The organism is Leeuwenhoekiella sp. NPDC079379, from assembly GCF_044542075.1.
Classification (GTDB): domain Bacteria; phylum Bacteroidota; class Bacteroidia; order Flavobacteriales; family Flavobacteriaceae; genus Leeuwenhoekiella.
In genome coordinates this window covers 332,860-345,492 of record NZ_JBITTU010000001.1, presented here as the reverse complement: position 1 = coordinate 345,492, position 12,633 = coordinate 332,860, and the positions used below count along the sequence as shown (strand labels likewise).

At 38.3% G+C, this 12,633-nt stretch carries 11 protein-coding genes; 7 read left to right on the top strand and 4 right to left on the bottom strand.

Features of this window, described 5'->3' with window-relative positions; genetic code table 11:
• Positions 1–4: 4 nt before the first annotated feature.
• The 7 genes from ACIGAM_RS01405 to ACIGAM_RS01375 all read left to right on the top strand — a co-directional run bounded on the left by ACIGAM_RS01405 (position 5) and on the right by ACIGAM_RS01375 (position 7,926).
• Positions 5–832 (top strand): sulfurtransferase, encoded by an 828-nt coding sequence (locus ACIGAM_RS01405; protein WP_396509682.1) that lies wholly within the window; start codon positions 5–7, stop codon positions 830–832.
• A gap of 70 nt (positions 833–902) precedes the next feature.
• The gene (locus ACIGAM_RS01400) at positions 903–2,513 is read left to right on the top strand and encodes a family 43 glycosylhydrolase (protein WP_396509681.1); all 1,611 of its coding nucleotides are present in this window, start codon (positions 903–905) and stop codon (positions 2,511–2,513) included.
• A 426-nt stretch (positions 2,514–2,939) separates the two neighbouring features.
• The gene (locus ACIGAM_RS01395) at positions 2,940–4,274 is read left to right on the top strand and encodes a Gfo/Idh/MocA family protein (RefSeq protein WP_396509680.1); all 1,335 of its coding nucleotides are present in this window, start codon (positions 2,940–2,942) and stop codon (positions 4,272–4,274) included.
• Between the two features lie 402 nt (positions 4,275–4,676).
• Positions 4,677–5,405 (top strand): DUF4145 domain-containing protein, encoded by a 729-nt coding sequence (locus ACIGAM_RS01390; RefSeq protein WP_396509679.1) that lies wholly within the window; start codon positions 4,677–4,679, stop codon positions 5,403–5,405.
• Positions 5,406–5,494: 89 nt separating this feature from the next.
• Positions 5,495–5,881, top strand: coding sequence for a hypothetical protein (locus ACIGAM_RS01385; RefSeq protein WP_396509678.1), 387 nt, complete (start codon positions 5,495–5,497; stop codon positions 5,879–5,881).
• Complete coding sequence (locus ACIGAM_RS01380; protein ID WP_396509677.1) at positions 5,874–7,214, top strand: hypothetical protein; 1,341 nt, start codon at positions 5,874–5,876, stop codon at positions 7,212–7,214. Before ACIGAM_RS01385 ends, ACIGAM_RS01380 begins: the two co-directional genes overlap by 8 nt.
• Before the next feature lie 355 nt (positions 7,215–7,569).
• On the top strand, positions 7,570–7,926 hold the full coding sequence (locus tag ACIGAM_RS01375) for a DUF6602 domain-containing protein (protein ID WP_396510078.1): 357 nt from the start codon (positions 7,570–7,572) through the stop codon (positions 7,924–7,926).
• Between the two features lie 524 nt (positions 7,927–8,450).
• On the opposite strand, the gene ACIGAM_RS01370 is transcribed toward ACIGAM_RS01375, so the two are convergent.
• From ACIGAM_RS01370 to ACIGAM_RS01355, 4 genes are all read right to left on the bottom strand, one after another.
• A complete protein-coding gene (locus ACIGAM_RS01370) occupies positions 8,451–9,671 on the bottom strand; it encodes an MFS transporter (RefSeq protein WP_396510077.1) in 1,221 nt (406 codons plus the stop codon).
• A gap of 280 nt (positions 9,672–9,951) precedes the next feature.
• Positions 9,952–10,914 (bottom strand): bifunctional methionine sulfoxide reductase B/A protein, encoded by a 963-nt coding sequence (locus tag ACIGAM_RS01365; RefSeq protein ID WP_396510076.1) that lies wholly within the window; start codon positions 10,912–10,914, stop codon positions 9,952–9,954.
• A gap of 255 nt (positions 10,915–11,169) precedes the next feature.
• A complete protein-coding gene (locus ACIGAM_RS01360; RefSeq protein ID WP_396509676.1) occupies positions 11,170–11,766 on the bottom strand; it encodes a TlpA family protein disulfide reductase in 597 nt (198 codons plus the stop codon).
• A gap of 70 nt (positions 11,767–11,836) precedes the next feature.
• Positions 11,837–12,604 (bottom strand): DUF6503 family protein, encoded by a 768-nt coding sequence (locus ACIGAM_RS01355; RefSeq protein WP_396509675.1) that lies wholly within the window; start codon positions 12,602–12,604, stop codon positions 11,837–11,839.
• Between the last annotated feature and the right edge of the window lie 29 nt (positions 12,605–12,633).

Below are 12,633 nucleotides of genomic sequence, written 5' to 3'. Positions count from 1 at the left end.
CAAAATGAAAAAAATAGTTTCCGCAATCTGGCTTCACGAGAATTTAAACGACAACAACCTAATCATTTTAGACGCAAGTTTAGGCGCCACTATAGATGGTACCCAAACCGATCTTAATGAGAAAAGTATTCCCAACTCTAGATATTTTGATTTGAAAGCGAACTTTTCTGATGGTAATGCCGCGTTTCCAAATACAATTCCCACAGCAGCAGATTTTGAAGTTGAATGCCAAAAGTTAGGTATAAATAACGAATCAAAAATTGTGGTTTTTGACAATATGGGGGTGTATTCAAGTCCGCGGGTGTGGTGGATGTTTAAGGTAATGGGGCATAAAAAAGTATCTGTTCTTGATGGTGGTCTCCCAGAATGGAAGGCGCAGAGTTTTAGGGTCGAAGAAGGCAAAGAGCTAAACTGGAAACCAGGAAATTTTAAAGCGGTGTTGCAGCAGGAGCTGATAGTAACTTATGAAGAGGTAGTTGCTAATACTAAAAAGCCTTCGTTTTTAATTGTAGATGCCCGTTCTGAAGGACGTTTTAACGGCACCGAGCCTGAACCCCGAAAGCAATTGCAAAGCGGCAGCATTCCACATTCAGTAAATATCCCATATACCGAGGTTTTAGAAAACGGCAAATTCAAAAGCAAAGGCGCGCTTCAGGAAGTGCTTGATGATTCAGTAGAGCAGGATACAGATTTAGTATTTAGTTGCGGATCGGGTTTAACAGCCTGTATTATTATGTTGGCTTCTGAAATCGCCGGTCAAAATAGTAAACGCGTTTATGATGGCTCGTGGACAGAGTGGGCTGAGTTGCAAAACCTCAAAACCGGTTTGTAAATAGAAGCAGGATGCTGCAGGATGAGTTTGTAAGAAGCTTCATTTAATTTGAATCCTTAAAATTGTTAGGATGCACACACAGATTAAATCACTTAGAGTATATACCCATACGTTAGTATTGGTTTTGTTTTTTTTGAGCTTTGGTTTTAGCGGGTGTGCTCAGGAAAAAACCATTATTAATGATACGTTTTGGGACACAGTAGATGGTGAACCTATTTACAGTCAGGGTGGAGGTATTTTTCAGTTTAACAATCCGCAGAGCGGAAAAACAACCTATTACTGGTATGGCGTGCATTATAAAGAAGCCGAAACCTACCGCAACGATCCCAGTGTTACCTTAGAAAGAAATCATTTTGAAGGTGTGACCTGTTATTCTTCTACAGATCTGGTAAACTGGAAATTTGAAAAACATGTGTTTACTAAAGAAGCGGTAGATTATGAGAACAATCCTACCTGGTTGGGACGTATGGGTGTAGCTTATATACCCGAAATTAAACAGTATGCTATACTTATTCAGCATGGGAAAGGGGTTTTGATTGCATTGGCAGATTCGCCCACAGGCGATTTCAAAACCCATCGGGAAATTGATATGACAGATCGAATTGGCACGCCCAATACTGGAGATCAAACCGTTTTCACTGATCCTGCAACGGGTAAATCCTATCTCGTGTATTCTTACGGACAAGGGCGGAATAAAATTTACCTTTCGGAAATTGGTATTCGTGATGGCAAAGTAGACCTACTTGATTGTATTGAAATTTTTAGAGGAGCCAGCCGCGAAGGCAATTGTATGTTTACCTACAACGGTAAATACTATATGGCAGCATCTAATATTTACGGCTGGGACAGTTCGTTTGCTTATTATCTTGTAGCAGACGACATTTATGGTCCGTATTTACCCACAAACGAGATGAAAATAATGCCAGGTAGTGAGCAGGATTATGCGCACATTACCCAAACGGGTTTTTTCTATACCATAGCGGGAAGCGAGCAGGAAACTGTGTTGTATTGTGGTGATCGCTGGGCAGAATTTGCAGGCAACGGTCTCGGATACAACCAGTGGTTTCCCTTATCTTTTGAGGGTGAAACACCATATTTTAATTCGTTGAGCGCGTGGAGTCTTGATGAGCAATCTGGAAACTGGACTGTCGCCAAAACCAATAATTACGTAAAAAATGGCAGTTTTGAAGCCGATCGCCGTCACATTCCCAGCAATAACAAACCGGTGCAGGAACAGCTTTTAGGTTGGAATACTGAAATACTAAAAGGGAATTCCATTTCCACCACTGCCGCAAGTTCTCCGGTCTTGAATTACTTTAATACGGAAGCAGACCGCAAACAGGTGGTGGGCGAAAAAAGCCTGTACATTAGTGATGCTATCCCTTTTGAGCGGGTAATCTGTCAGGAAATAACGGCAACACCCTACGTTGATCTTCCTGACGGAACCTATACGCTAAGCGCGAAAGTCAAGAACACCGAAGGTTTTCTTAAGCTACAACTTTTTGCGACTAGCGCAGGAAGCACGCGAACACTAGATTTTAAAGCGGCAACTGCAGAGTGGACGAGCATCAGCTTATCAAACATCAACATACAAAATGGAAGCGTTACTATAGGTTTTGAAGTGAAGGCTCAGGCTGGTGTAGAAGCCATCATTGATGAGGTTACTTTAATTCGAGAATAATTTTCTGTCACAGCGTCTGTACTGATTTCATTTAATTGAGCGTGTCACACTGAGCCTGTCGAAGTGCATTCGAGATACAACTAAAGATATTTTTTGAAAGATTAAGAAAAGAAAGGAACATATCAACTTCTATTCCTCTTTCTGTTCTTTTGCCTTGATGCCAAAGAACCAAAAAATCAAGGCTCACAAGACGGTATCTAAATTTTTCGTTCGCTGCACTGCATGCGCTTAACTCGGCCGGCGCACCGGCCTCAAACAGAACCGCCTGCGACGTTTCGCTCACTTCAAATTTTACGATATCTTCTTGTAGCCGTTATACCAGTAGAATAGAAAATGTAGGTCATTTTGTAGAAAACAGACATTTTAATAAAAATCGTTGTAGTAAAAATGACTATATTCAATATTTAAAACTTTAATAGCAGTATTATGAGCAGTATTCCAAGGCGTAGATTCTTACAGCAAACCACTTTAGCCACCGCAGGACTGGGACTTTCAGGTTCTCTTTTAGCAAATCCACTATCGTTTTTTGGCGCAAATGACCGAATGAATTTTGGCGTTATAGGGTGTAACGGTATGGGTTGGTCTAATATGCAGGCACATTTAAAAATTCCCAACGTTAACTGTGTGGCATTGGCAGATGTTGATCAGCGGGTTTTAGACCGTCGTGCAGGTGAAATCAAGAAAATGACCGGTAAGGCACCTAAACTTTATACCGATTACCGCAAAATGCTTGAAAATAAAGATATTGATGCGGTCATCATAGGCACGCCAGACCATTGGCATTGTCTGAATATGGTAGATGCGGTGCAGGCGGGTAAACACGTGTATGTAGAAAAACCGTTGGCAAACAGTATTGAAGAATGTAATGTGATGCTTAAAGCGGCAAATGCCTCAGACCGTATGGTGCAGGTAGGCCAGTGGCAGCGCAGCGGCCAGCAATATGACCAGGCTATTAAATATGTACAATCGGGGAAGCTGGGACAGATCCGTTTAGTGAAATGTTGGGCATATCAGGGTTGGATGAATCCGGTACCGGTCAAACCTAATAGCACTCCACCAGAAGGTGTAGACTATAAAATGTGGCTGGGTCCTGCACCCGAGCTTCCGTTTAATGAAAACCGTTTCCACTTTGATTTTAGATGGTTTTGGGATTATGCAGGCGGCCTAATGACCGACTGGGGTGTGCACGAACTCGATATTGCCTTGTTTGCGATGGGTGCAAAAGCTCCAAAATCTATTATGGCTTCGGGCGGAAAGTTGGCCTATCCCGATGATGCTTCCGAAACTCCAGATACCCTACAGACGATTTATGAGTTTGATGGGTTTAACCTGTTGTGGGAACACGCTACAGGTATAGACGGCGGAAATTACGGGCGTAACGAGGGCATTGCCTTTATAGGAAATAACGGTACACTTGTGGTTAACCGTGGCGGCTGGGAAGTAATTCCTGAAGGAAAACGCAAAGACGACGAGTGGATTACAAAAACTGATCGCGTAGAGCTTATTAAGCCCGAAGGCAATGCGCTAGACAATCACGCCAAAAACTTTGTTGCCGCCATACGCGACAACGACGCGTCAAAACTGGCCTGTGGTGTAGAAACCGGAAGTATCGCAGCCATAACCGCACATATGGGTAACATTGCTTACAAAACCGGAAATAAGATATATTGGGACGCCGCAAGCGGCTCGTTTAACAACGCAGAGGCAGATGCACTGGTAAAAGCACAGTACCACAACGGCTGGAAATTACCTACGGTTTAACATTAGCTTATTCTAAACCGTATCATAGGAAGTGATACGGTTTTTGCTAGTTTTAATGTTGTTATCTCATCACTTGCGCTGCGTTTACAGAAGAGCTCTTGTCACATCGAGCGCAGTCGAGATGCCTTTGTTAACTATCAGGGTGACTGTATTGTCTCTCACAGCTTAGGGAGCTTTTTAAATACTAGTTTAATTGGGGTTATTTAGCGGATTTATCCCCTTTTTTAAGTTTAAATCAAGGGTTTACGGAAAACTGTAGTTTTTAATTTTGGAGAATGAGTAGATTTGAAATAAATCATTAGACAGTCAATTTACTTGTTATAATTCTGATAGTGAAGTATTTGAAGTATGTTTATGTAGATATAATAGTTAGGCAACACACTGAAAAAACCATAGAGAACAATGAAAATAAGTTTTACAGAAGATGTAACAAAGGACAATGTCGTTAGAGTACTTTGCAGTTCTTGTATGAATAATACAAAGCATAAAATCCTTAAATCAGTTATAGAACAAGGAACTGAAGCTTGGGATTCAACTCACGATTTTCATTGGGAAACTGATTTTGAAATTATTCAATGTCTTGGATGTGAAACAGTATCATTTAGAACTCATTCAATAAATTCTGAACACGACGACCACGACGGTCGTTCAATTCCAACAATACGAATTTACCCTCAAAGAAGTAAAGAAACTTTGGTTGTCAAAAATTATATGAATGTTCCGTTCAATCTTCAGCGAATTCATAGAGAAACAATAGAGAGTTATAATTACGGAAATTTGACTTTATGTGGTGCAGGTGTTAGAGCATTAGTTGAGGGAATTTGTAAAGAAAACAGAATTACCGGAGGCAATGTCCAATTAACGAGAAATGATGGTTCTACGTCAACAATAAGAAAAACAAACCTACAAGGTAAAATTAATGGACTGCATGAAAATGGAAAATTAACAGCAGAAAATGCGGAAATATTACATGAACATAGATTTTTGGGAAATGAAGCTGTTCACGAATTGTCAACGCCCTCTAAAGATGATTTAAAACTTGCAATTGAAATTGTTGAAAATGTCTTTGACACATTATATGAAATACCGAATAAAGGTTTGACTTTAAAAAGAAAACTACTAAATTCCTAAAAAAGACTATGCTTAACAATGACTATTAGTCATCGTAATTACTTATCTCAAAAACATTGGCTACAATCTCAAAAAATAACTAATAAAGAATGAAATTAAAGTTTCAAGCAAACATCGAGAGAATAAAAGATTGTCCTGCGAATAATGAGCGTGGCGAAAAAATAGTTTTTAGATGTGTCGAAAGTGAATTGTCTGAAAAGTCATTTATTCCAAATGCAGTTCTCTTAAAACCAAAGTTTCAAGATCACTGTATTGCTTGGGGACTTTCGGTATTCAGTACTTTCGATTCAGCAAACGAAATGTTGAAAAACTTGTCTAAAAATAAAAGAGTAAATTATAAAAAAATTGCTCAAGCCAGAATTACAGATGAGCACGGAATAAAATATGGTTCGAAAAACAAGAAGCACTATACCTTTTTTCCAAAAGAAGAACTTAATGTAATTGAAAATTTCAAAATTGTAGTCGGTAATGAATAGACAAAAATCACTTAGCGACTTTGATCTAAGCTTATTCAAGAAAATAGAGGATATTATTTATTTAGATGAACCAATATTAACGCATCTAACTAAAAATGGTAAACACTTCTTACTTTATCTTGTTGATACAGTTGAAAATATAGACATCTATTTAATGTTCGAGTTAGAGGAGACTACAATCTTCGAATACCTAACAAAACAAATTACTTTAAGAAATGTTATTAGTTCCAATCAAAATTTGATTTATAAAATAGAACAAGATTTTGAAGGTTTGATAATAAATACAACTTTGACACAAAGCCATTCTCTGTCAGAATCCTATTTACCCTCTAATGACTCTTATCTAACTTATGATCCAGCAAATGATTCTTATTACTACACTCTTATTAAAAACTTTGAAGCAAAAACATATTTAAGATCACTACAAAGAGATGCTTTCTACATTCGTTTAGCACCAACAAATGAAAAATATGCTGATACGATCGGATTTAACGAATTGGTTGGAGAATTACTGAAAAATATTTCAAGCTCATTTAAAAGTTTTCTCAAAGCAGATTTCTTTGAGTCTTTCAAAGAAAAATTGACAGATGAAAAAAAATTAAATTCTTTCTTTAATAGATTATCGGATGACCTTGATTATAGAATGGTCGATTTAAATTTCAGGAGTTTTGAAATTGGTCTTGCTGTTGATAAAGTAATGAAGCAATCAATTGAAGACACCAAGGTAAGGGAATGGGCTATGGACGTTGGTTACAAATACAAAGAGCTTGTTTTGGATGAGGACTACGACGAAGAAAATGTTCAAATAATTATATCGAATTACACCAAGGAGGATAGAAAGAAAATTTTTGAGCCTATTTTCAAAATTATAGAAAATCCAAACTTTCAACTTCAAATCAAAAACTCAAAATCTAAGCCTTATTCAATAATCAAGTTAAAAGATAAATCCGTAATTCAAAGAATCGTTCCACCTGCTGCTATGGGAACTGATGAGGATGGTAAGCTGAAAGAATACGAAATTATCCAAGTTACTACAATCAAGGAAAAAGATAAGGTTAGAAAATCCATTCGATTAGATGATAATACATTGTTCGAATCCTCAAGTGCTAAGCAATACATTCTTAAGAAAAGTGATTTTGCGAAGTTTGACTTCGATTTGGGATTTGACGTAAATATCCCTTTAGATATTTCAACTGAAAATGGTCAAATTATATTAAAAACAAATTACGATGGTGTCAACTTTTCTAAAACTTTAGATGCTGGAAAATTTGATGACGGCTTGAGACAAATAATATCTTCTATTTATGAATATATTTTGAATAAGGAGGAGTAAAGACATATTGCTAATATTAAGAAAAAATACTAGCTAGCACCTTAGGGTTGGACATTTTAAAAAATAGTCAAATTTAAAAAGGCGACTTTTCCTAAACCTAGAATTAATTGCTAATTCAAAAGTTACGAGCCATTTATAAAAGCGTAAACTTATGGATGGAAAGAGAATCCAAAAATACTGGTCACGTGAGATAGACTCATTAGTGCAGACTGATAGATAATTTGAATTACTTATTCCAAGCGATAAAGTTGACGGGTCTGCACACAATGGAGAAGACGGACGTTTTGTGGAAGATTTGATATCAGAGTATTTACGAAAATACTTTCCAAAATCTATCTAAGTTTTAACTGGATTTATTTTAAGACCAGCAGTTAAAACTGGATTAAAATTCAAAGTCAGAAGAAATGAGACTGACTCTCACTCTACGCGACTTGACGTTATAATTTATAATAGCTCAGAATATCCGATTTTTCAAAGATTTGGAAATAGCGTAATCGTCCCGCCAGAAGGAGTTTTAGGGATTATTTCTGTTAAGAAACATCTTAATGATACAGATATAAAAAAAGAAAGTCTTGCCTTACTAAATACTTCTAAACTGTGCCGAACTTACTCTAAGAATGGAACTCTTTTAAGAGGGCCATTTTTAGGATTGGTATCAGTTAAATCTAAAATTAGCAAATTAAACCCGACCACTGAAGATTGGATATTTTAAAAATTAAAAGAAGTTTATGATACAAATCCTGCACCTGTATTTGATGACTTAATTGGGTATGTAGGTTCTCTGGACGAATGGAGTATTTTTAAGAGACGGCCCTCAAAGAATTCTAAGGAAGCAGATTATATCTATTTTAATCATTCAGATTACGAAAGTCATTTAGGACTGCAATATCTTTTAACAGGAATATTGAGTGTTTATTATGATGAAACACGAAATTCTGTAAATAGACCTGGAATTACAGCATTCCAATCTGGAAGAGATAGAGATAAATCCTTAGGTAAAGTGAAAATTGATCGATTAAGATAATAAAAACTAGTTTTTAAAAGGACTTATGTGAAAAACAGTTCTTCTAATTTAATTTGATATACCTTTTTCCAATCTTGTTTTGTAAACTATACCGTCATCCTAAATTTAGTTTAGAATCTCACAAGCCCTTCCAGCTAAGCAGGATGCGATGCTGAAACCAGTTCAGCATGACGACGAGTACCCTTAAACTTTTCACCTCTAACCATTAAATCTTAACTCATAACCCGCTTCCGCAGTTGTCGTTTTTTAAAATAACGTAGCGAAAAATAAAGTATCACTGCCAGCGGTAATGCGATCATTAAATAGCGCAACGACATATCTAACGTGGTGTTGATTTCGCCCGAGGCAGAGATTGCAAAACTCCCTATAGAAGTAATGATATAAAGCAAACCGCCCATTAGTCCGCCTGCGATACCGGCATTCCCCGGGAAGAAAATCATATTTTGGGTAAAGTAATTAGTAAACAAAAAGCCCGAGCAGATGTGTATGAGAAAGGCAAAGGCTACGAGCAGCACGAGGTTATCTACAAAGCTGGCGAGCGTGATAAATACTCCTATAATTCCTAATTGTATCAAGGAGACTAACCGTATTTTTTTAGCAAAAGCTATTGGTGTAAACTGTTTGCTCAGGATACCGCCTATCATCCAGGAAAGTCCCAGAACCAGTGTGCAGTACCCAATAATTACCGGGCTGTAATTAAAATGATGTTCTACGACAAACGGCCCGGCGATGTTAAACACCATCACCACCGAGTAGGCAAATCCCAATACCAGAATTCCCAAAATAAAGCCGGGATTTTTAAGCATCGCCATATACAACAGCGAGGTTTTCTTAAGGTTGAATTTCTTGTAATTGCGTATGGTTTCTCCGCCCCAGATAAGTTCTGCTCCAAAAAGTACTGCGGCATAAATTGTGAGAAAGTAAAAGTTAGACTGCCAGCCAAATTGTTCCTCAAGAAAACCACCCAGAAATGGGGCGATAATAGGTCCGCACGACCAGACAATGGTAAAGAAGCTGAGGTAGTGCTTCCGCTCTTTGTCGTCGTAGAGGTCTACAAAATAGGCGCGTTTAGCAACTACAATAAACGCAGTCGCAATCCCCTGTACAATGCGCAACAGGCTAATAACCGCGACTTCGTGGGTAAAGGTGACCGCAAGGCTGCTTAAGAGTAAAACAACCAGCGAGATCATCACTGGTTTACGCCGGCCAATGCTGTCTGCTACAGGACCCACAAACAACTGGGCAAAGCCATAACTCAGGAAAAAGCAGGTGAGTGTAAACTGTATGCTTTGTTCTGAGACGTTGAGGTTGCGCGCCATAGACGGAAAGGACGGCAAATAAATATCGGTCATAAACCCAGATAGGGGAATCGACAAAAAAGTGATGATTGTTGCAATTTTCTTTCGGGATTGGGAGGCGTCACGTAGGTGCATGGGCATTTCTTTAAAAGTTCCACTCCTTTTAAAGAGGGGATGTATGCGCCAAAGGCGCAAAAGGGATTGTTTGAATTGCTGGAGCAGCGGTTGGCACCACCCCGTTTGAATCTGAATTTCTAAACGGAATTAAAATTAAAACTCCCCTCCTCAGAGAGGAAGGGAGCCTTTAGTATTTCAAATTTTAATAGATGTAGGCCGTCATTCTAAACTTGTTTCAGAATCGCATCGTAACGGGTTCAAGCTGAATGAGAACCTGAATCAAGTTCAGGTTGACGATTTAATGCGTTCCGTCTTTTAGAAGCTCAGGAAATTTTGCCTGAAAACGCTCTAACCTTGGGATCGATACATTTTGAATGTAAGGATTCTCGGGGTGTTGTCTTTCGTAATTTTGGTGATAGCCTTCAGCTTCCCAAAATTTATCAAAAGGTTTAACTTCCGCAGCAATGGTAGCGTTAAGTTCTTCAGCTAAAGCAGCTTTTTTGTCGTCTATAATTTTCTTTTCGGCATCGTTTTGATAGAAAATGATTGAGCGGTATTGCGATCCTTTGTCAGGTCCCTGCCCATTTGCCTGTGTAGGATTTTGTGAGCCAAAATATACATCTACAAGTTGGCTAAAACTTACCACACTAGGATCATATATAATTTTTACAGCCTCTGCGTGACCTGTTTTACCGGTATTGCTTTCTTCGTAAGTTGGGTTTTTAGTATGACCACCGGCGTAACCTGAAACAGATTCTTTAACACCTTTTACACTTTCATAAACTGCTTCAACACACCAGAAACATCCGCTAGCAAAATAAGCAGTGGCTTCTTTTTGTGAAGTAGCCGCTTCAATTTCATCTTTCGGAATAAATTTTAATGCAGCAGAATTTATGCAGTAGCGTAAGCCTGTAGGCTCTGGGCCGTCGTTAAAAACGTGACCTAAATGTAAACCAGTTTCTTTTTCAATCACCTCATCACGGCTCATCCCAAGACTGTTGTCTTTTACCCAGATTACAGCGTCTTCATCTATAGGAGCATAAAAGGCCGGCCATCCTGAACCCGAATCAAACTTAGTATCTGAGCTAAAAAGAGGTTGCCCGGTTGCAGCGCTCACATAAATACCTTCTGCGTGGTTGTCGAAAAATGCATTTTTAAAAGGAGCTTCTGTTCCTTTTTTAACCATAATGTCATATTGCTCTTCAGAAAGTTGTGATTTCCATTCGGCATCTGGTTTAGCATCTGGGAAGGTAGAATTCATCGCCATATCTGACGTGTCAGAAACGCTTGTTTTACCCTGTTTGCCATCTGCACACGAGGTAAATAATAAACTTAGTGCGATAGTCGCTGCCAGTAATGCTGAAAATAAGATTCTATTTTTCATAATCTTTTTAATATAAACGCTTTTTAAACGCTTCCGGTTTTTGCCTTTGACGTAAAGTGGGGTTTTAACTTTCTTAAAGCTCTGCCAAATTTAGAAGTTTTTTTGAGGTAATCCTTCGGAATAAAATGGGGGTTATTTTAGAGCGTCGAGATAATTTCTAAAATCCTGCGTATCATAATCTGCCATACCCATATGGGTAAGTGCGAGATGGCCTTGAGCATCTATACATATCGTGGTAGGCAGACTGCCGGTATTATACATGTCGGGCAGATCGTTTGCAATGCGGTAAATAGGAAAGGTGTAGCCTTTTTTTGCTTTAAAATCTCGTGCCTTCTGAAAGTCTGTATCAAAAGAAACCAGCACAAAATTTACTTCGTCTTTTTGATCCTGATATAAATTTGAAATTCCGGGCATTTCTGCAATACAGGGCGGACACCAGGTCGCCCAGAAATTAAGAAAAATGGGTTTATCACTAAGGCTTTTAAGGGAAACCAATTCATTTTGTTCGTTGTAAAAAGAAACGTCTAAATCTGCTTTTACCAAAGCTTCAGAATCTGTAGCATCAGTATTGTTTTTAGTCTGCTCCAGATCGGGATTGAGGAGTCCTGTTTTAAGCATACCGCGTTGTACAAGGGCAAGAACCTGCACATTAAGGCCGGTGGCAAAAAATGTTATGATGACCCCAAAAAGAAGAACCAGTCTTAAAATACGTTGAGACATACTGTTCATACACTTTGATTTAATTAGAAACGCAGCACAAGATATGCGCTGCGTTTAATAATAGGTTCTAAGAATCAACTTATTTATTTGTGTAAAAAGCTTCGGGCCTGGCTTCGGTGCTTAGTCTTATTTCTTTAAAGTCAACCGTATTTCGAGGTTCTGTAAGTTTTCCATTTTCAGAAGTATACCAGGAAATTGATTTTGGTAAACGTATATGCTCTACCAGAGTCCAGTTGTCATATGCTATAAAATTAACCGCATCAGATTTCTCTGCCGCGCCAAATGTTGCAGTATAGCCTAACCAGCGCATTTGATAGGTTTCTAAATCGTAGTATAGGTAATATTCATCATTAGAAGATGATCCTATCTGAGCTTCAAAATTTATTTTAAGACCGAGATAGCTCGTGTCATTTACTACAAGATCTTCGGTTTGCTCATAGATAATACCTTGATCTGCCAGTACAAAAGGCATGGCGTAAAAATAAAACATCAGGTTGTGATAAAAGTCTGCATTTCCCTTATAGGTCTGCTCAGGATCACGTAGCCACGCTTTATTACCATCATATCCCATCGAGACAGTACCCATATCAATATGGTCTTTTCGTGAGTGCAAATCTATGGTGTGCACCTCATCTGTATTAGGCGCTTTGTCTATTGTAAATGTTAGTGTTTGATAGGTTTTCCAGGTATCCAGACCACCGTGTGCATTAAGAATTTTAAGTAAAATCTCAGGGTAATTTGTAGTTTCTTCAACTATAGCTTGCGTTATAGTAACCGGTTGTTGCTCTTTTTTAGAGTTGCATGAGAGACAGATTATAAAAAGTAATGCCAGTGCTGTGTATTTCATAAGGTGGTTGTTTAAGAGGTTTTAGTCCA

Bases quoted from the DNA above. Each gene is read 5' to 3' on its own strand.
- ACIGAM_RS01405 (WP_396509682.1), top strand. From the start codon at position 5: ATGAAAAAAATAGTTTCCGCAATCTGGCTTCACGAGAATTTAAACGAC.
- ACIGAM_RS01400 (WP_396509681.1), top strand. From the start codon at position 903: ATGCACACACAGATTAAATCACTTAGAGTATATACCCATACGTTAGTA.
- ACIGAM_RS01395 (WP_396509680.1), top strand. From the start codon at position 2,940: ATGAGCAGTATTCCAAGGCGTAGATTCTTACAGCAAACCACTTTAGCC.
- ACIGAM_RS01390 (WP_396509679.1), top strand. From the start codon at position 4,677: ATGAAAATAAGTTTTACAGAAGATGTAACAAAGGACAATGTCGTTAGA.
- ACIGAM_RS01385 (WP_396509678.1), top strand. From the start codon at position 5,495: ATGAAATTAAAGTTTCAAGCAAACATCGAGAGAATAAAAGATTGTCCT.
- ACIGAM_RS01380 (WP_396509677.1), top strand. From the start codon at position 5,874: ATGAATAGACAAAAATCACTTAGCGACTTTGATCTAAGCTTATTCAAG.
- ACIGAM_RS01370 (WP_396510077.1), bottom strand. From the start codon at position 9,671: ATGCACCTACGTGACGCCTCCCAATCCCGAAAGAAAATTGCAACAATC.
- ACIGAM_RS01365 (WP_396510076.1), bottom strand. From the start codon at position 10,914: ATGAATTCTACCTTCCCAGATGCTAAACCAGATGCCGAATGGAAATCA.
- ACIGAM_RS01360 (WP_396509676.1), bottom strand. From the start codon at position 11,766: ATGAACAGTATGTCTCAACGTATTTTAAGACTGGTTCTTCTTTTTGGG.
- ACIGAM_RS01355 (WP_396509675.1), bottom strand. From the start codon at position 12,604: ATGAAATACACAGCACTGGCATTACTTTTTATAATCTGTCTCTCATGC.